The following is a 17,974-nucleotide window of genomic DNA, read 5'->3' as shown; positions in this document are numbered from 1 at the left end:
GGGGTGTTATCGGGTAGCTCGTGTGGCGCGGGCGGTGTGCGCGGCCGTGGTGGTCGGCGGGCCAGCGCGGGCGGGGGGCGCGGGGCGCTGAGGTTGGGTGGGGACCGGTTTGGTGGCGTGCTGCCAGCGGGTGCGGACGGCGGCGATGTCGGCGAGGCAACGGCGGGCGCCGACGACGAGCTGGAAGGGGGTGTTGGCCGGGTCGGCGGCGTACGCCTCGATGCGCCGGCCCGCCTGATCGGCGGTGGCCAGGAGGGAACGCTGCAGGGTGCGCTCGCCCCAGTACTCCAGTGAGCCGGTCGGTTCGGCCAGCAGGCAGAGCACGTCGCTGGGTTTGCTTCCGGTGTCTAGGAGGCCGCGCTGTTGGGCCTCCCACAGGACGGTGACGGGGTCCACGGGCTCGCGGCGCCGCGCGAGGGAGGTCAGGCACTGCCACAGGCTGGCGTGCAGGGGCAGGGTCAGGTCGTCGGGGACCAGCCACCGGACCGAGTCGATGTCGGCAGGGTGGGCGGTGGCGGTCGCTAGCAGTAGCTGCTCCTCCTCGACCGCCTCAATGCGGTCGGGCGCGACGGGTGGCGTCGGGGCCGCGGTGCGGGGCAGCACTCCGGCACGCGGCGGGAAGCGGCTCGCGATGTCGTCCACGATGGCGCCGAGGGTTTCGGCCTCCGTGAGCACCGTCTGGACGGGGTGCGGGAGGGAGGCGTCGTGGACGGTCTGGACGAGGTGTTCGGCGGCTGTCTGCAACCGGCGGCGGGCGTGCTCGGCCTCGACCATGCGTGCGTAGGCCGGTGCGTGCCGAGGCCAGGGACAGACCTGGATGAGGGTGTGCAGGTACGTGGCGGTCAGTCCGCGCGCCTGCTCGCGCCCCGTGGAGAGCACGCGATCGAGCCATGCGGTGCTCTGCGCGTGCTCGGTGAGGTCGGGCGGTGGAAGGGTGCTGATCGTGGCGTACAGGGCGGCGTGCACGGCGGTGGAGAAGGAGTCGGCGGCGATGCCGGTCACGTCGCCGAGATGGTGTGGTTCGAGGAGGAGGGCGCCGAGGAGGGCCTGCTCGACGTGGAACACCGGCTGCGGCGGCGCGATCGCGGCGAGGTCGTCTTCGTCGGGTTCGGGGGCGCGGGACATCAGGCGGCCAAGGTGAAGTCATCCGGATTGAGGGCAACGTCGAGGTGTGGGGCGAGGAGGTGGCCGGCCAGCAGCGGGGGCACGGCGTTGCCGATCTGGGAGAACTGCTGGCCTTTGTTGCCGGCCCAGGGGTAGTTGGCGGGGAACGTCTGCAGGAGGCCGGCCTCGCGGGCGGTGATCCGGATGGGTTCCGGCACCGCTGATATATCCGTGGCCTCCGTCGGTGCCGGGGCTGGTTGGGCGACCCAGGTGCACTCGTTCGCCCGGTGACCGAAGAACAGCGTGCCTGCCGGCTCGGACAGCGGACGGACGGTGGCGTTGGCCTGGTTGTTGCTGCGCAGGGACCAGGACCAGCGGTGCGCCCCGGCGCCTTCGCGGGGGGACGGCCGGACCACACCGTCCGCCCGGGGCGTCCAGGTGCCCCGCTCCCGGGCGTCGGACAGCGCCTTGCGGGAGCCTGATGGGAAGGGTTCGGGCCCGCCGCCCGGTCCGCCGCCCGCGCAGACGGTGGGGACGGGGCGGTCGGTCGCGCCCCATCCCAGGGCCTCGGCCATGCTCACCCAGCAGGCGCGGCCCGGCCCGAACAGCGATTCCGGCTCGGCTACTTGAGCGTGCGTGGGCGTGGGAGGCTGCGCCGTACGGACCCGGGAGGCGAGCAGGATCGCCCGCCTGCGCGTCTGCGGGACGCCGAAGTCGGCGGCATTGAGGATCCCGTACCAGACCGAGAAGCCCCAGGACCGGAGGATGGCCGCGTACTGCTTCCACAGGGGCAGGACGTCCGGCACTTCTTCCATGGCGACCCAGTCGGGCTCACCGACCGCATTGAGGGCGTGGAGGTAGCGCATGGGTTCGGCTGCGAGCAGGGAGCGCTCGTCGCGGCAGGCGGCGAGGAGGCGTTCGCGGGTGTCGCGTCCGGCGGCGAGGTCCTCGACCGCCGTGTGCACCAGCGGCTGGTCGAGCAGGCCGAGGCGTTTGCCGGCCATGCTCCACGCCTGGCACGGAGGCGAGGCGATCACACCTCGGGTGCGGCCGATGAAGGGCCAGGTCGGATACGTCGCCACGTCGGTGCGGATGGTCAACTGGCCAGCAGCCGCACGGGTCCTGCAGGCCCACTCGTCCCATTCCAGGCCGATGTCGCGCACGCCGAGCACGCCCAGGGCTCTGCTCCAGCCGCCCGGCCCCGCGAAGAGGTCGAGTATCACGTGGCCAGCCCGAAGTCGTCCTGTGTCGGCGCGTCGGCGTCGCCGCGGCACGCCCAGGGCGAGCAGCCGTCTATGACGCCGTTCTCCAACTCGTCGGCCTCGTCCGCGCCGATGGGCAGGGCGGCACGTTCGGCGGCGGTGACGTGGTCGATCGGGGCCTGGCTCAGGGGGACGTGGGAGCGGTGCAGGAATGCCTCGCCGAGCAGTCGGTTGCCCGCCGCGTTGGCGCGGGCATTGCCCTGCCGGATGGCCGCGTCGAATTCGACGACGTCCGCCCACTCGGACGGAGAGGAGTCCCTGATATGGCGCCACTGCGCATTTCCGTGGAACGGGCAAGTTATTGAGAATCGAGACAGAGGCGTGACCTTCCTGCTGGATATGGGATCCGTGGCCGTGCGGTTCGAGCACGCCCGGGCTTGCGATGTCGGGCAGGGTTTACTCGGTTGATCTCGGGCCGGGGGATCAGCAGACTGCGGCCCATGACCAGCACCGCGCGGGACCTCGCCCTGGAGCACTTCGCTTGGATCGACGGCCATGCCGATGTTTGGGCGATCTTCCGAGATGCGAAGGCGCTGCGTACTGTCGTCAGCGCGCTTGTGGAGCCGTTCAGGGATGCCCAGGTCACGGCGGTGTGTGGCGTCGAGTCGCGTGGCTTCCTCCTGGGTGGTGCGGCAGCCATCGAGCTTGGAGTCGGCTTCATCCCAGTCCGGAAAGGCGACGGGCTGTTTCCGGGGGAGAAAGTCGAGCGTCAGGCAGCGCCGGACTATCGCCGCCAGCAGCACCGCCTCCGGCTTCAGCGGTCCTCGCTGGGGCCCGGTGACCGGGTGCTCTTGGTCGACGACTGGATCGAGACGGGGAGCCAGGCAGCCTCTGTGAAGTTGATGGTGGCGGAGTGTGGGAGCGACTGGGTGGGCTGCAGCGTTGTCGTGGACCAGCTCGGTGAGGAGCGGCGGGAAGAGCTGGGCCTGGTGCGGTCGCTGTTGTCCTTCACGGAGCTTCCGGCGTATCGGGCTGATCAGTAGGTGTATTTCTGCGACCTCCTTCCGTGGGCAGCGTCTGGGTCAGGTGGGTGAGGGGGACGAAGCCCTCGTCGGTGCCGAGTTCTCTCGGCGTGGGGCCGGCGGGTGTGGGGATGTCCGCGAGCTTCTCGGCGAGTGCGGCTGGCATGTAAGCGGGACGGGCGGGATCATCCGGTCGCGGTGAATGGCGAGACAGAGGGCAGGGATGCGGTCGAGGAGGTCGGCGGCCGACTCGATGAACTGCTGTGGTGATGGACCGATGAGGACGACTCGTCCTGACGTGGCGTCGGCTTCGCGGCGCCGGTTCTCCACGGCGCGGGCGACGGCCGCGGTCAGTTCGGCGCCCGCGTCCTGGGCGGCCTTGGCGATCTGCGCGATCTGTTCGAGGAGCAGCAGATCCACGGACGATGGCTGCGGCGTGTGCTCGGCGAGGTCGAGAAGCAACCGCAGTGCGGTGCGAGCGAGTTCTTGTGCGTCGGTGATCCGTGCGGCCAGCGTTGCCGTGTGGTCGGGAGCGGGGGTGCGCAGAGTCCGGTGCAGGGCGAGGGCGTCAGCTCTGAGCCGTTCGAGGGTCTCGGCTGGTGTGAAGTAGTCAGACACGGGTCTCCGTGATGGTGTTCGGCGTCAGGGCCTGGGCGAACGCGGCAGTCAGTGCGGGGGTCTGCCCGGGATCGGTGGCCAGGGCACGGACGAGCGGGGTGCCGATGACGACGGCGTCCACCAGCGGTGCGACGCGTGCTGCGAGGGCTGGGGTGGAGATCCCCACGCCCGAGACCACGGGCAGCGGACTCGCGGCGCGAAGGCGCTCGGTGAAGTCGGCGAGCGCCGGAATGTCGAGCGGACCGCGGTAGCCGGAGGGAGCCGTGCTTGCGGGCGCGTAGAGCCATCCCGACGCTGCGGCAGTCACATGGGCGAGGCCGGTGTCACCGCTGTGGCGTGGGACGAGGCGTGGGGTGCGAAGGTTTGCGTCCTTCGCTGCGGCCTGCCAGCGCGCTGCCTGGTGGTCGGGCAGGTCGACGACCATCACGCCAGCGGCACCGGCGTCGGCGAAGAGACGGGCCAGGTGTTCGGGGCCGTGCCGGGTGACGGGCTCCCAGTAGGTCATGACGACGGTCGGCCGCAGGCGCGCGGCGTGCTCGACCGTACGGAGGGTGTGGTCGATGACGTTCCCGCGTCGCAGGGCGCGGCGATAGGCGGCCTGGATGACGGGTCCGTCGAGGCCGGCGTCATGGTGGGCGAGGCCGACCTCGAACAGGCAGGCACCTGCCCGCGCGATCTGGTCGAGATGACGGCGCTCGACATGGGACGGGTGTAGCGCGGCAGGAACGAACACGCCCAGCGCGCAACGGGGTTGGGTGAGGAGGTTGTGGAGGGAGTCGGCGGGGGCCAGGAGGTGCCTTTCTCGGCGGGTGGGCGTCGCCGCAGCTCAGCGGCGGCGTGCGGCCGATGAAGCCGGGGAGGCCGCAGGAGCGGCGGCGCTCCGGCCATAAGCGGCGCCCAGGACGGGCGGGGCGTTCTTGGTGGGCCGGCTGTTGAAGGCAGGAGCCACGCGGTCGAGGGCCTCGGCGATCTGCTGGGCCTGGTCGTGGGCGTCAGCGAGCTGTTCGGCGACATCGTCAGGGAACCGGCCCCACTGGGCCGGTACTGGTAGCGCTGGAGGGTCTCGGCGGCGTTGCGCAGCTGCTCGGCGACCTGCCGCAGGACCGCGGTCTGTTGCACCGGGCCGGTCGCGGTGTGCCTGGCCTGCGAGAGCGCGTCCAGGGCCGCAGGCAGCGGCTCGTCGTGCGCGGGAAGACCGTAAAGAGCGGCGTGCAGGGTCTGGGCGTAGACCGTCACGGGTCCACCTCGGGAGCGATGGTCGTACTGGGCCGCCGCTAGGCGGCGCACGCCGAAGTGGACGGTCACGTCACGGGGGAGCGGCACCGGGGTGGATCTGATCGGCGAGGGCACGCGCGAGATCGTGCGCGGTCGGGGTGTCGGAAGACGTGGCAATTCCCATCGGATGGCGGTGATGACGTCTGCGGAAGTGGTCAGCGAGCGCGGCGCCGGGCCGAAGGTGCGGCGCCGGCCGCCCGCTGTGCGGTGGCCGCTGCCTCTCGTGTGGCGGTGAGGTCGCGGGTGATACCGGTGGCGACGTACTGGCAGCCGGTCGCGCTCAGGTCGAGCTGGTGGGCGGCGTTGGTGAGGTGGCCGGTCATCTTCGGGATGGCCTCGCCATGGCGAGCGGTGCGCACGGACGCGCTGTCCGCCGAGTAGCCGGGGAAGGGGGCACCTTCATAGGGGTTGGCGTACAGCGCGCCGGCGAGGTCGGTGCCGGCCAGCGAGGAGGAGACCACGACCGAGGCCAGGCACTCCAGGCTGGCGCGGCTGCCGGCGATGCTGGTGTACGTGCTGGAGTCGAGCGCGCCCAGGCGGACGAGGGTGATGGCTGTCAGGTCCTGGGTCTTGAGCAGGAGCGGGCGGATCTGGCGCAGGGCGTCGGTGCCGGGTGTGTAGGAGACGTCTCGGACGCGTGCGTGCAGGGCCTCGAAGTCACGTGCCAGAATGCGCAGTTGATCTGCCTGATCCGTCAGGTTGAGCGGGGACATGGGGTGGTGTGGCTCCGTGAGGATCGGGTTAGCGGCTTCGGGCGGCCGTCTTCGCTGCGGCGGGCGCGGGCGGGGGTGTTGTGCCGGGCGCTGTGGTGACGGGAGGGCGGCTGAGGGTGGCGGCCAGGGCGGTGGCGCCGGCGACGGTGAGACGGACTCGGTCCTGGAGCGGCCCGCCCACGTAGGCGGAGGGCGCGGACTTCGGGACGCGTTCCGCGAGGCCGTTGGCTTCCAGTGACCGCAGTGTGCCGATGAGTACGCGCTCGTTGCGGTAGTGGACGTACTGGCGCCCCAGGGAGCTGGTCGCCACGACGTTCCCGCAGGCGATCGCCCGCAGGGCGGTGTGATGCGTGGCGGTTAGCTGGTGGTCGGGAGCGTCGTTCGTATTGCCACGGCGGCGCCCGAGTTCGCGGGCGACGGTGTCGGCGCAGCCGATGGCTGCTTCTGGTGCCAGGGCGGTCAGCGTGCGGGCCATCGGGAGCCGATGGTCCGTGGAGGCGCTGCTCAGGAAGGCGATCTGTTGGAGGCGGTCCACGGTGTCCGACAACTCGCGACTTGCGAAGAGCCGTTCGTCGGTGACCGCTTTGATGGCGGCGCGGGTCGCGGAAGCGAGCTGTTTTGCGGAATCGACGTGGGCGTCGGGTGCGGGCGGCGAATCGGCCCGCAGGAGCCGGTCGAGCGTGTCGTTGTGCTGCACATATTGGTCTGCGAGCAGCAGCAGCCGTTCAACTGGCGTCGGCGGGACGGCCACGTCGAACAGCAGGCCATTGTTGGCCGGTGCCGTCATGCGCGGCGCCGGACGGCCGGGGCACGCAGCGGTGCCGCAACGGGCTTACTGGATGCGGCGGGAGGCCGCGGTTCTTCCAGCGCGGTACTGGCCGCCGCCAGGGCTCGGCCGGCGTCGTCGAGGTGGACCCGTAGGCGGCTGTGGTGGTCGAGCGAGTCGAGCTTTTGCTGGAGCGTGTCCTGCGCTGTGGTGGTGAGGGTGAGGAGCGGGGCAAGGGCCTGGGTGTAGTGGGCGATGGCCCGCCCGAGGTGGCCGGCGCTCTGACGGAGATCCTTGGCGGGAGGGAGGTCGGCGATGTTCGGGGTGAGCTGGTACTCGGCGTCGGCGGCCATGCGGGCGGTGAGGTGGCACAGCAGCTCGATGTGCCGCGTGGCGTTGAACAGGCCGGTGCCGTCCACGGTGATGTGATGGTCGCGGATGTCCGCGGTCACGGCGTCTACGGCTTGGCGCGGGGACATGTCGTCGAGGTCGGTGGGTTCGTAGGTGTGCAGGTCGTCTCCAGGCATGTGCTTCAGGGGGCTTGCCACAGGAAGCGGGCGACGTGGTCGTTGCCGTGGCCGGCCCGGGGGCGGGAGGGGGTGTGCCATCCGGCCCGCGGCGGGCGGCTGGCGATCAGGCGCCAGCCCGCGCCGCGCAGGGACGCACCGTTCTCGCCCTCCTGGGTGAAGGTGATCAAGCGCCGGTATCCGAGGGCTTTCGCCGCCCGTCACGACGCCCCGTACAGCAGGGAGTTGGCGTTGCGGGTGCCGTCGCTGGCGGAGCGGGTGACTTCGAGAGTGGCGCCGTCGTCGACGTGACGGGAAACCGGGCGGCCGACGATAGCCACGGCACGCAGCGTGCCGCTCTCGTCGGCGGCGCCGACGGCGAAGATCTGCCCTGCGGGCGGCGGGTGGTGACGATGCCAGGCGCGCACGAAGTCCTTCGCCTCCCGCGAGCGGACCGGCACCAGGTGCAGCCGGGCGTCGCTCACACGGCCTTCCCGAAGTCGGACTGCGTCGGCGCGTGCTTCGCCACGGCGCGGGCGGTGATCGCCTGCGAGGCGCGGGCAGATGCCGCGGACAGCTCCTCCGCCCCGGGCTCCCGGTACCACGGGCGCAGGTCGAGCATGGCGGCGCGCATGCCGGTGGCGAAGCAGAGCGCGGTGCCCTTGGGCAGGGCTCGGATGGCGTCGGCGGGCAGGATCCGCTCCTGCCGCATCGACACCGAGGTCGACTTCCCGGACTCGGAGTGTGAGGTGGAGGTGGTCTCCACATCGTGTTCGCCGATCAGCCGGGACAGCTTGTCGGCGAAGTCCGGGTCGTCGATACCGGCCCCGATGACCTTCACGGTGGAGGCGGACCACATCGCGTCCATGCCAGCGTCCCCCCAGACCTTCTGCCCCTGGCGGTAGGACTGGAGGATCGTGATCGGGATAATTCCGCGGCCGCCGAGATGGGAGTACAGGTCCGGCAAGTCGCTGATCTTGCAGACGTTGGCGGCCTCGTCGAGGATTGCCAGCATCGGCGGGTCAAGCCTGCCGCCTGCGCGCTCAGCCTGGGCGGTGGCGGCCCGCATGACTGTATCGGCGCACGCCGCGATCAGCGCCGAGGCTCCGCCGCCGCCGTCCTTGCTCAGCAAGAACAGGGTGTCGGTGGAGGTGACGAACTGTGCGGGGCGGAACTCGGGGATGTCCTTCTGCGGGGTCACCCAGGCCGCGATCTCGGAGTTGAGCAGGGAGGCGGCGTACTGGCGGGCGGTTTCGTAGATCCCGTCTCTCGTCTCCGGCGGCCCTTCGACGGTTCCCTTGAGCTGGGCGGCGACGGCGGCCAGGTCATGGTCGCGGAGGATGTCGAGCGGGGTGCGGTCGGCAGGGGAGGCGAGCCAGGCCATGATGTCGGTGATCGGCCGATCGTCGAGGGCGGCGGCCAGGAGCAGTTGGCTCAGGATGTTGCTACCGGCCTTGGACCAGAAGTCGCCCTGTGAGCTCGCGTCGACGCTCGCGGCGAGGAAGTGGCCCGCCAACCGACCTGCCCCGTCGAGGGATTTCGCGGTGGCGAGGGGGTTCCACCACATCTCTCGGGCGGCGTGGGCAATCTGTTGCGGATCCATGGTCCACACCGCTCCTGCCTGCGCGCGGGCCTCGTAGGCGGTGGTAAAGGCGTCGCCGGCGGCCTTGTTCGATGTCAGCAGGACCGGGCCGGGCGCGCTGAGCATGGAGGGGATGGCGAGCGAGGTGGTCTTGCCGGAGCGGGGGGCCATGATTGCGACGGCGACGTCCTCGAAGCCCATCCGCACCTCGTGGCGGCTGCCTTGGAGGTTGCCGAGCAGGATGCCGGTGTCCTTCGCGTCGATGCGCTTGGCGTCCTTCAGGCTCGGGCGCAGGGAACGGGCCTTGGTCGTGATCGCCTTGGCCATCAGCGGCTCGATGTCCCGGGCCTTGGCCATGTCGGTGATCTTCTTCTTCCGGCCGCTGCTGCGGTTCTTGTTCCGGGCCCACAGGACGCCGACTGCTGCTCCGAGGGCCAGAAGCAGGAGAACGGGAACGATGCGGGCACCGATGAGCAGGGACGTTTCTCCTGCGTCGGGCCAGACCTGCTCGGGATGGAGCAGGGCGTTGGTCGGCTGGTACGGCGCCCAGCTGGCTCCGGTGAGGTAGGCAGTGATGTTGCCGGAAATCCAGGCCAGGTGGGACAGGGGGACGACGATGGCGAGCGCTCCGAACAGGAGGCGCAGGACGAGGTCGTACCCGTCGGTGGAGCTGTTGGAGGAGGGTGGCAAAGGGCTACGTACTTCCGGGCGAGGGCGGAGAGGTCAGCGGCTGCGGCCGTTCTTGGCCGCTGGATGTCGCAGAGGGCTCGGGCTTACCGGCGGGCTGGCGCGCCGGGCGGCGAGGGAGCGGACACGCTCTTCCAGGGCGGAGGCGACCTGCACGGCGGGCACTTCGCGGCGTGTAACGGTGATGAGCTTGGGGCTGTAGGTCGGGAGGCTGCGCAGAGCGTCGGCGCGCGGCACGGCGGCCGGATCGGCGAGGGCGGTGGTGAACGCGGCGATCAGGTGCGCAGGAGTGTGTGCGCCGAAGCGGGCTTGCCATACCTGCCGGATGTCTTTGATCTCTGTGGTGACAAACCAGGTGCCTGTCTCGCGAGGTCCCGAGCGGTGGACGTACGTGGTGCCGTCAGGGGAAACGAGTGCGCCCTCCCGTCGCGTGTCCAGCCGTTCTGCTGGAGCGGTTCATGGGGGTCGGCGTGTGCTGTCGCCGTAAAGTCTGGGGCGGTGAGGGCGTCGGTGAATGCGGCGATCAGTTCGACGGGGGTGCGGGCGCCGAAGCTCGCGTACCAGGCGGGCCGGTCCGGCTCCGCAGCGTGGTGCAGGGTCCACCATGGTCCGTCGGCGTCGGGCTCCAGGCGCAGGAGGGCCTTCTGGTCGGGGCTGGAGAGCAGGACGCGCGGCATCAGGGGGTCGGTGCCGTGGCTCCAGCCGCAGGCGCGGTGGAGGGGGACGGTGATCCAGGCGGGGTCTCCGCCGCCGGCGAGGTGGCGCGGGGTGATGAAGTCGACCTCGACGGTCTCGGGAGTCGGGGACACAGTCACTTCCGTGCCGCGGTACGGCGGACGGAGGCGAGGGCTGGAATGGGGGCCAGAGGCGAACGAGCTCTGCGAGCAGCGGAGTTGATTTCCTGAAGCGTCGTGCCGTGGGTGGCCCAGTCGTCGAGGTAGCTCCACGATTCGGCGTGATGCTCGGCGAGGGCGTCGTCGAAGTCAGCGGTGCCGGGCTGGGCGGTGGCGGGGAGGGCGTCTCGGGTTCCCAGCCACTGCTCGTGCAGTTCGTCGAGTCGGTCGAGGGCGTCGCGCAGGACGCCCAACTGGTAGACCCAGCGGCTCTGCACCGTGTTTTCCGGTAGCTGGGCCAGCTGTGTCTCGGCCGTGGCCAGCAGGTGACGGGCGCCGTAGCGGAGCGGCTCGAACGCCGTATGGGTGTCGGCGTCGCGCTGGCTCGCGCGCAAGCCGTAGGCGTGGTCGTCGTGGGGCCAGCCGTCGAGGTCGGTGTGCTCGTCGGAGTAGGCGTCCCAGGCGTCGAGGATCTTCTTGCTGTCCCTCACGTAGTGGTCGAGGTGGCGCAGGAAGTCGCGGTGTGCGAGGAGGTCGGTGCAGATGAGGTGGAGTCCTGTCGGTTCAGCGGCGAGCGGCCGACGGCGCGGTTCTGGCGTTCGCCGGGGTCGTCGCGGGTTTCGTCTGCTGTCGGCGGGTGGAGCGTGCTTGCGCGCGGAGGGACTTGAGGCGCGTGGCGTGGGCGTCGACCACCTGCTGTGGGCGCAGCGGGCTGGGCTCCTGCACGGCGCTGTAGTGGCCGGTGCGGTCGTACATGCCGCGCTGGAGCGGGCTGCGGTCGGCCAGCGCGGTGAGGAACGAACTGACCAGGTGGGCGGGGGTGTGCTCGTCGAAGTAGGCGTGCCAGATGCGCGGGCCAGGAAACTCTCCGTGGCCGGGCTCGCGGGTCTCGACGTGCCAGGACGGCTGGTCGCGGAATTCGCTCAGCGGGCGCAGTTCGATGTGACACATGGAATCTGGCGAGCGCGCTGTGCCGTCGGGGGCGCGGTGCCAGCCCGCCGAGGTGACCGGTTGCCACGGGTCCGGTTCCTGTGGCGGCGCGGCGATGAGGGCGTCCGTGAAGCCGGAGAGGACCTCGGCGGGCACGAGTTCGCCGAACTCGGCGTACCAGCCCGGCTCGTTGTCGGTGGGCTCGGCCCGCAGCCGCCACCACGCGGAGGTGGCGGACTGCGGGTCGAACTGGAGCCGGTGGCGGAGATCGGGGCTGCGCAGCACGATCTCGGCACTCAGCGGGTCGGAGATGGCCTTCCATCCGGCGGCGGCCAGGCCGTGGGTGACGTGGCGGGCGTCGCCGCGGCCGGCGAGGTGGCGGGGGCTGGTGTCGAACGGAACTGCCAGGCGTGCTGGTCGGCGAAAGCGGCGAGCTGCCCTTCGCTCACCGGCACCAGCAGCACTCCGGCTCGCTCACGGCGGCGCTGGCGTACAGGTCGCGGAGGCCGTCCAGGACGTAGTGGAGGGTGTGCTGGTCGGCCTGCTCCCACGCGGCCGTGCGCAACTCGGTGATCAGAAGGTCGACCTGTGCGGTGCGCGGTGTGTCGGGGTGGTCCTGCACGGTGCGGGCGAGGGCGCGCAGGGTGTCGGCGATCTGGACGGGCAGGCCCGTGTATTCGTCGAGAAGGGGCTCGACGAGGGCGAGGGCTTCTGCGGGGTCGGGGTTCTCGCGCAGGTAGTCGGTGAGGTCCGACAGTGTTTCGGTCAGGGTGCGGATGGTGTCCGGGGTGAGTGCGGGCATCGGGCTCCTTGGAACGGGGTGGCGGGTCAGCGGCGGGTCCGGGCGCCGCCGGCCGGGGTGTGGGGACGGGCGCTGGTGCGCGGCCGGGTGCTGCGGGCGCTGTTGCGGGCCCAGGTGGCGGCGCGGGCGGCGGCGATCCGGGCCTGCTGCCACGCCCTGAGCTGGGAGGGTTTGACGGAGACCGACCAGGTACGGATCTGGGCGCTGTGCGGAACGCGTCCGCGCGGGCGCATCACGGGATCGGGGCCGGCGAGTTCGGTCGAGAAGGCTTGCACCAGGTGCATCGGCGTGTTCGGCGTGAAGTTGGCCGTCCACCCGTTGCCCTGGGCGTCCTTCGCTCCGGTCCACCACATCGCCGAGCCGTCGGCGCCCCGGCGGTACTGCATCCACGCGGTGCCGTCGGGGCTGGTCGCCGTGTAGTTGTCCCCCTCGACACGCGTGTGCCAGTCCTGCTCCTGCAACGGCGCCCAGACGTTGGGGGCGTGAGCGGAGCGGGGACGGTGGAGGGCGTCGGTCAGACCGGCGACGACCTCCACCGGCGTCTGCCGGCCCAGGTGCGCCGACCACTCGCCGTTCGCACCGTCTGCTTTGCCGCGGATGGTCCACCCTCCGGGCAGGACGTAGGGGTCGTAGGCGACACGGACAGTTCGGTCCGGGCTCTCCATCAACAGGGGGCCACCCGTCTTGGATTTGTCCCGCCATCCCGAGGCGCGCAGGAACTCCGAGACATGCCGGACGTCGCCGCCGCCGGCCAGGGCACGGGGCTCAACGAGGTAGTGCTGCTCGGCCTGTTCGCCTGGCCCCCAGCCCTGCCACTGCTTGCTCTTCACCGGCGCCGCCGGACGACGAGTGGTGCGGGTGCCGGGGGTTTCGATGCGCTGGTGGCGGGCTGGGTGCCGACGCGTTTGAGGGTGTCTTGGTGGTCGTCCAGGTCGAGGGTGATGTCGTGCAGTTCGTTCGAGGCGCGGCCCAGAGCGAGCCACACTTCTGCGGGCAGAGCGCCTCGCTCGGCCTGGTCCTTGGCGAACATGCTGCTGGTGGAGACGAGGTGGGTGACGCCGCCGAGGACTCCGGTGTCCGGGTCGAGAACGCGGGTGATGACCTGCGCGGCCTGGGGAGGTGGAAGCTGAGAGAGGTGGTCGGCGAGCTGGCCGAGCTGGCGGGCGATCTCGTCGGCCAGCCGCACCGGATACGGAGTGGGGTGAGTCATGCTCCTCCAGGTCGGGGCGGTCAGTAGTGGTGGTGATGGCCCATGCGCTGCCTCTCGGCGAGGACGGCCTCGGGGCGGGCGCCGGCCAGCGGGGAGGTGCGGTCGGGGCCGGACGGGATGCAGGCGCGCAGGTAGCGGCGGAACAGGGCGGTCGCGAGTCGGGGTGTGAGCCGGTTGCTGATCGGTGGGGGTGTGCGGGCTGCTACGGGTTTCTCCGGGGATCGGGCGGTGCGGGCGGGTGGCCCCGGCACGGTGCCGGGGCCACCCGGGCGTTTACGGGGTGCGGCGGGCCGGTGTGGGGCGCGAGGAAGAGCTGCCCGGTGCCGGCTGCTGCGCGGCAGGGCGGGCCGCACGGGTGCGGAGTTCGTGCACGGGCTGCCGGTAGGCGGCTTCGTCGAAGACGTCGGGCGTGCAGTTGACCTCGTACCCGGCCAGCAGCAGGGCGGGGATGGCGCGGGTCGCCAGGTGCTTCTGCTCGTCGGCACCGAGGTGTTCGGGCACGGTGTGCCAGATGTAGAGCGGCCCAACCGTGGGGTATTCGTGGCGTTCCAGGCCGAGCTGTTCCAGCAGGTCGTGGAGCTTGGCGGGGGCGCCGGTGGGGGTGTCGGCGTGGATGGTGGTCGTCAGGGCTTTGATGTAGATCTCGACGTCCGTGCCGTACTCGTCGGCCAGGTTGGCCATGTGTTTCTCTCCGGGTTCAACGGCGGCGGGGGGGGGACTGGGCGCGGCCCGGCGCCGGTGCGGCGGCTGGCCGCTGCGCGGGGCGTGCGGCGTGGTTGCGGGCGCGCAGGATGACGCGGGCGGCCTGGCTCAGGGAGCTGGCGGCGTCCCCGAGCCGCGCAATCGGCTCGGGCTCCTCGCCGGGCGCAGCCCCCTGGAGGCCACTGGCGGCAATCCAGGCACCAACGACCACTTCCCTGGTGAGGGGAAGCAGCCCGCGGACAGGGGCAGCGACCTCAGTCAGGACCTTGGCCACCTCACTGCTGGTCTCGGCGGCAGCGACCTGCTCGGCGAGATGGGCGAGGTAGCGCAGGGCCGCGTCACGGTCGCCGTCAGGGGTAGCCAGCGTGTTCAGGTCGGGGTCGAGATGGACGCTGTGACCGGCGGCGAGAAGGGCGTGCGAGGCGGTGGTCGCCTTCAGGCGTTGCTGGTCGACCGGAAGGCCGTGCGGAAGCCGGTGATAGCCCCCGCGAGGTCCGGCAGCGGAGCGGAAACCACCGGCCTGCTGGAGGATGTCCGCCGCTTTCTCGGTGCCGCCGATGGCGACGACCAGGCTGGTGCGCGGGTCCTTGGTGATGGTGACGTACTCCAGCACCCAGAAGACGGGCTCTGTCTGCTTCATCGCCCTCGGGCTGCCGGTGTGCGGGTGCCTGCCGGAATCGGCGGTACGGAAGCTGGGGCGGAGGTGGGCGCGGTGCGGCCTGCCGGGTGCTGCAGGGCGGTGCCGATCCCGAGCGCTTCCAGCTGCGGGCCAATCTCGCGCAGGGCGCGGGCCTGGGCCTGGGTGTCGTCCGCGCCGAGGCAGTAGATCCCGCTCTGCGGGTCCTGCGTGAAGCCGTGGGCCACGAGGACAGCGTCGGCACGGTCGTCGGCGGGGGCGGTGGCGACGCTGCCGTCCGGCTGCCAGGTCAGGACGACCCGGTCGGGCTGGGAGGGCTGGAGACCGTCCAGGGCGTTGTGCCGGACCTGGGCGAGCGCGCTGTCGTAGCGGGCGAGCAGATCGCCGGCGACCTGCTCGGCGCTCAGGAACGGGTCGTCGGCCAGGGCGATGCCGTTGGGCTCGCGGACGCCGCGGTACGCCTCGTCGGGCAGGGCGCGGGGGGCGACGGCGGCGATGAGGAACCCCCCGCGTTCGTCATGCCGGTCCAGAAGGACGGCGAGCTGGGCGCCGTCCGGGCGGCTCAGGACGGCGGCCTGGTGGATCGGGTGCTCGGCGAGGGAGGCGGCGACCAGATCCAGGTCCCAGATGCGGTCGGCGAGTTCGGCGAGTTCGGCGAGTTCGTCCTTGGCGTCGGCCGACAGGTGGGAACTGGTCCAGGTGTCGGGGAGTTCGCCGGCGAGGACGTCGGCATACGAGGCGAGGCGCTCGGAGGATTCGTGGTCGTGCATGGTGTCCTTGGGCGAGGTGGGAGTCAGCGGCGCAGTCCGGCGGCCACCGGAGGCGGCGGGGCCGGGAGCGTGCGTGGCGGGGGCGGGCAGGCGCACACGGCGGAGCGCTCGCGTTCGGCGGCGGGGACCTCCCCGCTGCAGGTGCTGCGGCCGGGGTGCGGGGCGTGCCGGTCAGCGAGCGTGTTGCGGGTGTCGGCGAGGTCGGAGCGGATGACGCCAAGGTGCTCGTCGGCGAGGTAGCGCAACCGCCGTGCGATGTACGGGTCGGCCGCTTGGCCGAGCCCGTCGTGGAAGTCGGCAGTGGCGGTGAGGACTTCGTCCAGCGCGGCGAGGATGCCGTCGTGGGCGGCGGTCAGCTCGATCAGCGCGTCGGCCGCCTCTTCGGTGGTGGTCGCCTCGCGGATGCGCTCGGCGATATGGGCGACAGAGGAGTCCAGCGGCAGGTAACTGACCGGACGGGAGTCGGTGTCGAAGTCCTCGTCGCAGTCGACGTGATACCCGGCGACCCGGAGGCGGGCGACGGCGTCGGTGGCGAGACGGGACTCGTCGTCCCCGGTGAGGCCGGTGGGGGCGCGGTGGTAGGTCTCGTGGACGCGGACGACGGCGATGAAACCCGCGCGCTGCAGGAAGCTGTGCGCCTCAACGCCCCCGCCGCGGGCCAGGAGTTCGTCGGAGTGCGGGTCACGGCGGATGTCCAGGAAACGGTCGGCGAGAGGCAAGAAGACGTTTCTCCTACAGCGATCGGTGGGCGGTGCGCGCGGCTGTAGGTGGTGCGGCGGCGATTCGGGGTCGAGCCATGTGAGCTGCGGTGCTGTCAAGGTCCTGTTGGACGGCGTGGAGGCGGCGGGCGATCAGCTCCAGGCGGTGCGCCGTGTTGGTGCCGGCCGCTCCGGGCTGGCGGTCGACCCGGTACGCGGTGTGCTCGATGAGCCCGCGGACCGCGGCCAGTGGGCCGGCCTGTTCGTCGGCGAGCTGCGTGAGGACGCTCGCGAGCTGGGCTGATGCCGTGGGCGCCGTACGGACGGCGGGTCGCGCTGGGGGCCCGGTGCGTACGCGGAACAGGTGGAGGTCCTGCTCGATGCGGCGCGCCTCGTCGGAGAGGCGCCGCAGGATGTCGGTGGGCGGGGCGTGCCACGCGCCGTCCAGGTGGATCAGGTTGGCGATCAGGTCGAGGCGCTGGGGCTGGGCCTGGATAGCGATCCACCGGCAGCCGTGCTCCTTGCCGGGGATCTCGATACCTGCGGCCCGCGCGAGCCGGTGGGCGGCTTCGGCCCACTCCGGGCCGGTCAGTTGCCGGTCGTCTGGGTGAAGCCGGACATCGAGGTGGAGGATCGCGCGCCGGTCGTCGTCCGGGCTTCGGGCGAACGGGTGCTCCCAGTTTGGGGCTTCGAGGTGCTCAGCCCACCCGGTGGACGTCCAGATCTTCTGCTCGTCGTCCGGAGTGAAGTAGTCCAGGCCCGGCCAATGAGCGACGACCGTGTACTGCGTCAGACCTTCGGCCGGGGAGACCGGCCGCCCCAGTGCCTCTTCAAGCGGCTCGTACGCCTGGTGGATCCGCTCGTGGAGGCGGGGGATCACCGGCCACCCCGGATGTCGGCGATGTGCACGAGCTGGTTGAGGGCGGTGGTGGTGTACCAGCCGCAGTCGATCAGCTCGTCGCGGCCGGCGAACCGCGCAAGGAGGGAGTCCTCCATGGCCCGCAGATAGATCAGGCAGTCCGGGCAGCGGCGCGAGAGGTGCACGAGGTAGCGGGGGTGGGCGGTGACGTAGGACTGGTCGCCGCCGGTCGCGTCACGCAGCCGCCAGCCGTCCTCGTCGGTCGGGGTGTGCCAGGACGGGGCAACGACGCGCATCGCATCTCCCCACAGTTCACCGCCGACCACACCCTTGAGGACGACGACGGTGTCGCCGGCCTGGAAGTGCTGGTGAGTGATGTCCCGGTCCGGGGTGAGCGGGTCGGGTGTCGGTGCGAACGCCGACGTGGGCGGGGGCTGGGGCATGGGTTCCTTCCACGCAATCGGTGGCGGGGTGGGAGGAACAATGGTCCGGAGAAAAGCCGGTTTGGCTAACCGGCGATTCCCGGCTATGTTCCGCCGCGATCAGCGGAAGGGGTTCTCCGTCCCGCGGTCTGCTTCGGTGGCTGCGTCGAGGAGTTCGAGCAGGTCGGTGCCCTCTGCGTCCCTCTGGTCGATCCACCACCCGGCGCGGGTGATGGAGCGGGCCTTCTCCTCCAGCTCCGCCCAGTCCGCCTCGTCCCAGCTCCCCTCTACGACCAATGCGGCGTGCGCGGCTGCCATCAGCTGGTGGCGGGAGCGCTCGCCCCAGTCCAGTGCTTTCTCCGGGCCCTCCAGCTGCGGCATGTCGAACTGCTTCGCCCACGCGGTGGCAGCCTCCTGCTCGGCGGCGCGCTTGGCCGCGAACCACTCCTCTTTGGAGTCGGTGTCGGCGTCGCGCGCCGCCTTCCAGCAGTCGGTGCAGTCCTTAGCCGCGAGCCAGCGGGCGAACCCGGCCCGCTTGTCGGCAGGACGGCCGGACAGATCATGAACCACCTGGTGGGAGCAGCTGTGCTCCACGGACCAGTGCGTGCGAACGGCCATAAATGGATCTCCTCAAAA

Annotated in this window: 22 protein-coding genes and 4 pseudogenes; 1 reads left to right on the top strand and 25 read right to left on the bottom strand. The window is 71.3% G+C overall.

The annotated features are described in order from the left end of the window. Positions 1-6: 6 nt before the first annotated feature. The 3 genes and pseudogenes from ACIGXX_RS41525 to ACIGXX_RS41515 all read right to left on the bottom strand — a co-directional run. Positions 7-1,125, bottom strand: coding sequence for a DnaB-like helicase N-terminal domain-containing protein (locus tag ACIGXX_RS41525; RefSeq protein ID WP_399984011.1), 1,119 nt, complete (start codon positions 1,123-1,125; stop codon positions 7-9). After that, positions 1,125-2,327, bottom strand: coding sequence for a DNA cytosine methyltransferase (locus ACIGXX_RS41520; RefSeq protein WP_399984008.1), 1,203 nt, complete (start codon positions 2,325-2,327; stop codon positions 1,125-1,127). Before ACIGXX_RS41520 ends, ACIGXX_RS41525 begins: the two co-directional genes overlap by 1 nt. Then, positions 2,324-2,662 (bottom strand): annotated as a pseudogene (locus ACIGXX_RS41515) (hypothetical protein); the annotation flags it as partial. The pseudogene ACIGXX_RS41515 and the gene ACIGXX_RS41520, both read right to left, overlap by 4 nt. 144 nt (positions 2,663-2,806) lie before the next feature. On the opposite strand from ACIGXX_RS41515, the gene ACIGXX_RS41510 reads away from it, so the two are divergent. Continuing rightward, positions 2,807-3,349, top strand: coding sequence for a phosphoribosyltransferase family protein (locus ACIGXX_RS41510; RefSeq protein WP_399984005.1), 543 nt, complete (start codon positions 2,807-2,809; stop codon positions 3,347-3,349). A gap of 39 nt (positions 3,350-3,388) precedes the next feature. On the opposite strand, the gene ACIGXX_RS41505 is transcribed toward ACIGXX_RS41510, so the two are convergent. The 22 genes and pseudogenes from ACIGXX_RS41505 to ACIGXX_RS41400 form a co-directional block, all read right to left on the bottom strand. After that, positions 3,389-3,946, bottom strand: a complete 558-nt coding sequence (locus ACIGXX_RS41505; RefSeq protein WP_399984002.1) for a hypothetical protein — start codon at positions 3,944-3,946, stop codon at positions 3,389-3,391. Continuing rightward, the gene (trpA, locus tag ACIGXX_RS41500; protein ID WP_399983999.1) at positions 3,939-4,679 is read right to left on the bottom strand and encodes a tryptophan synthase subunit alpha; all 741 of its coding nucleotides are present in this window, start codon (positions 4,677-4,679) and stop codon (positions 3,939-3,941) included. Before trpA ends, ACIGXX_RS41505 begins: the two co-directional genes overlap by 8 nt. 697 nt (positions 4,680-5,376) lie before the next feature. Further along, positions 5,377-5,934 carry a hypothetical protein gene (locus tag ACIGXX_RS41495; protein ID WP_399983995.1) on the bottom strand — a complete coding sequence of 186 codons (558 nt, stop codon included), beginning with the start codon at positions 5,932-5,934 and terminating at the stop codon, positions 5,377-5,379. A 28-nt stretch (positions 5,935-5,962) separates the two neighbouring features. Continuing rightward, the gene (locus ACIGXX_RS41490; RefSeq protein ID WP_399983992.1) at positions 5,963-6,721 is read right to left on the bottom strand and encodes a hypothetical protein; all 759 of its coding nucleotides are present in this window, start codon (positions 6,719-6,721) and stop codon (positions 5,963-5,965) included. Continuing rightward, positions 6,718-7,227: a hypothetical protein gene (locus ACIGXX_RS41485; protein WP_399983989.1), complete on the bottom strand. Its 510-nt coding sequence runs from the start codon at positions 7,225-7,227 to the stop codon at positions 6,718-6,720. Before ACIGXX_RS41485 ends, ACIGXX_RS41490 begins: the two co-directional genes overlap by 4 nt. Before the next feature lie 5 nt (positions 7,228-7,232). Further along, positions 7,233-7,667 (bottom strand): annotated as a pseudogene (locus tag ACIGXX_RS41480) (XF1762 family protein). A 20-nt stretch (positions 7,668-7,687) separates the two neighbouring features. Then, positions 7,688-9,478: a type IV secretory system conjugative DNA transfer family protein gene (locus ACIGXX_RS41475; RefSeq protein WP_399983986.1), complete on the bottom strand. Its 1,791-nt coding sequence runs from the start codon at positions 9,476-9,478 to the stop codon at positions 7,688-7,690. A 33-nt stretch (positions 9,479-9,511) separates the two neighbouring features. Beyond that, positions 9,512-9,913: a DUF317 domain-containing protein gene (locus ACIGXX_RS41470; protein WP_399984147.1), complete on the bottom strand. Its 402-nt coding sequence runs from the start codon at positions 9,911-9,913 to the stop codon at positions 9,512-9,514. Between the two features lie 110 nt (positions 9,914-10,023). Next, a pseudogene (locus ACIGXX_RS41465) lies at positions 10,024-10,152 on the bottom strand (DUF317 domain-containing protein); the annotation flags it as partial. A 134-nt stretch (positions 10,153-10,286) separates the two neighbouring features. Then, complete coding sequence (locus ACIGXX_RS41460) at positions 10,287-10,799, bottom strand: hypothetical protein (RefSeq protein ID WP_399983983.1); 513 nt, start codon at positions 10,797-10,799, stop codon at positions 10,287-10,289. 73 nt (positions 10,800-10,872) lie between these two features. Beyond that, a pseudogene (locus ACIGXX_RS41455) lies at positions 10,873-11,693 on the bottom strand (DUF317 domain-containing protein). Continuing rightward, on the bottom strand, positions 11,684-12,040 hold the full coding sequence (locus ACIGXX_RS41450; protein WP_399983980.1) for a hypothetical protein: 357 nt from the start codon (positions 12,038-12,040) through the stop codon (positions 11,684-11,686). The pseudogene ACIGXX_RS41455 and the gene ACIGXX_RS41450 overlap by 10 nt, the downstream one beginning before the upstream one ends. A 26-nt stretch (positions 12,041-12,066) precedes the next feature. Continuing rightward, the gene (locus tag ACIGXX_RS41445) at positions 12,067-12,870 is read right to left on the bottom strand and encodes a DUF317 domain-containing protein (protein ID WP_399983977.1); all 804 of its coding nucleotides are present in this window, start codon (positions 12,868-12,870) and stop codon (positions 12,067-12,069) included. Then, on the bottom strand, positions 12,867-13,250 hold the full coding sequence (locus tag ACIGXX_RS41440; protein WP_399983974.1) for a hypothetical protein: 384 nt from the start codon (positions 13,248-13,250) through the stop codon (positions 12,867-12,869). The genes ACIGXX_RS41445 and ACIGXX_RS41440 overlap by 4 nt, the downstream gene beginning before the upstream one ends. Before the next feature lie 20 nt (positions 13,251-13,270). Beyond that, entirely contained in the window at positions 13,271-13,501 is a 231-nt protein-coding gene (locus ACIGXX_RS41435) for a hypothetical protein (protein WP_399983970.1), read from the bottom strand. Positions 13,502-13,523: 22 nt separating this feature from the next. Continuing rightward, the gene (locus ACIGXX_RS41430; RefSeq protein ID WP_399983968.1) at positions 13,524-13,931 is read right to left on the bottom strand and encodes a hypothetical protein; all 408 of its coding nucleotides are present in this window, start codon (positions 13,929-13,931) and stop codon (positions 13,524-13,526) included. Positions 13,932-13,947: 16 nt separating this feature from the next. Further along, positions 13,948-14,592 carry a hypothetical protein gene (locus ACIGXX_RS41425; RefSeq protein WP_399983965.1) on the bottom strand — a complete coding sequence of 215 codons (645 nt, stop codon included), beginning with the start codon at positions 14,590-14,592 and terminating at the stop codon, positions 13,948-13,950. Next, a complete protein-coding gene (locus tag ACIGXX_RS41420) occupies positions 14,589-15,359 on the bottom strand; it encodes a hypothetical protein (protein WP_399983962.1) in 771 nt (256 codons plus the stop codon). Before ACIGXX_RS41420 ends, ACIGXX_RS41425 begins: the two co-directional genes overlap by 4 nt. A gap of 23 nt (positions 15,360-15,382) precedes the next feature. Then, entirely contained in the window at positions 15,383-16,078 is a 696-nt protein-coding gene (locus tag ACIGXX_RS41415) for a hypothetical protein (protein ID WP_399983959.1), read from the bottom strand. A gap of 13 nt (positions 16,079-16,091) precedes the next feature. Then, entirely contained in the window at positions 16,092-16,937 is an 846-nt protein-coding gene (locus tag ACIGXX_RS41410; protein ID WP_399983956.1) for a relaxase/mobilization nuclease, read from the bottom strand. Beyond that, a complete protein-coding gene (locus tag ACIGXX_RS41405; protein WP_399983953.1) occupies positions 16,934-17,359 on the bottom strand; it encodes a hypothetical protein in 426 nt (141 codons plus the stop codon). Before ACIGXX_RS41405 ends, ACIGXX_RS41410 begins: the two co-directional genes overlap by 4 nt. A gap of 99 nt (positions 17,360-17,458) precedes the next feature. Then, positions 17,459-17,956, bottom strand: a complete 498-nt coding sequence (locus ACIGXX_RS41400) for a hypothetical protein (protein ID WP_399983950.1) — start codon at positions 17,954-17,956, stop codon at positions 17,459-17,461. Between the last annotated feature and the right edge of the window lie 18 nt (positions 17,957-17,974).

It is taken from the genome of Streptomyces sp. NPDC055243, from assembly GCF_044544025.1.
Lineage (GTDB): Bacteria > Actinomycetota > Actinomycetes > Streptomycetales > Streptomycetaceae > Streptomyces.
Note: the sequence above shows the minus strand (reverse complement) of the source record. Positions and strands in the feature narration are given on the sequence as shown.

Coding starts and splice junctions, on each gene's coding strand:
- ACIGXX_RS41525 (WP_399984011.1), bottom strand. CDS start 1,125: ATGTCCCGCGCCCCCGAACCCGACGAAGACGACCTCGCCGCGATCGCG.
- ACIGXX_RS41510 (WP_399984005.1), top strand. CDS start 2,807: ATGACCAGCACCGCGCGGGACCTCGCCCTGGAGCACTTCGCTTGGATC.
- ACIGXX_RS41495 (WP_399983995.1), bottom strand. CDS start 5,934: ATGTCCCCGCTCAACCTGACGGATCAGGCAGATCAACTGCGCATTCTG.
- ACIGXX_RS41490 (WP_399983992.1), bottom strand. CDS start 6,721: ATGACGGCACCGGCCAACAATGGCCTGCTGTTCGACGTGGCCGTCCCG.
- ACIGXX_RS41485 (WP_399983989.1), bottom strand. CDS start 7,227: ATGCCTGGAGACGACCTGCACACCTACGAACCCACCGACCTCGACGAC.
- ACIGXX_RS41450 (WP_399983980.1), bottom strand. CDS start 12,040: ATGCCCGCACTCACCCCGGACACCATCCGCACCCTGACCGAAACACTG.
- ACIGXX_RS41440 (WP_399983974.1), bottom strand. CDS start 13,250: ATGACTCACCCCACTCCGTATCCGGTGCGGCTGGCCGACGAGATCGCC.
- ACIGXX_RS41430 (WP_399983968.1), bottom strand. CDS start 13,931: ATGGCCAACCTGGCCGACGAGTACGGCACGGACGTCGAGATCTACATC.
- ACIGXX_RS41425 (WP_399983965.1), bottom strand. CDS start 14,592: ATGAAGCAGACAGAGCCCGTCTTCTGGGTGCTGGAGTACGTCACCATC.
- ACIGXX_RS41420 (WP_399983962.1), bottom strand. CDS start 15,359: ATGCACGACCACGAATCCTCCGAGCGCCTCGCCTCGTATGCCGACGTC.
- ACIGXX_RS41405 (WP_399983953.1), bottom strand. CDS start 17,359: ATGCCCCAGCCCCCGCCCACGTCGGCGTTCGCACCGACACCCGACCCG.
- ACIGXX_RS41400 (WP_399983950.1), bottom strand. CDS start 17,956: ATGGCCGTTCGCACGCACTGGTCCGTGGAGCACAGCTGCTCCCACCAG.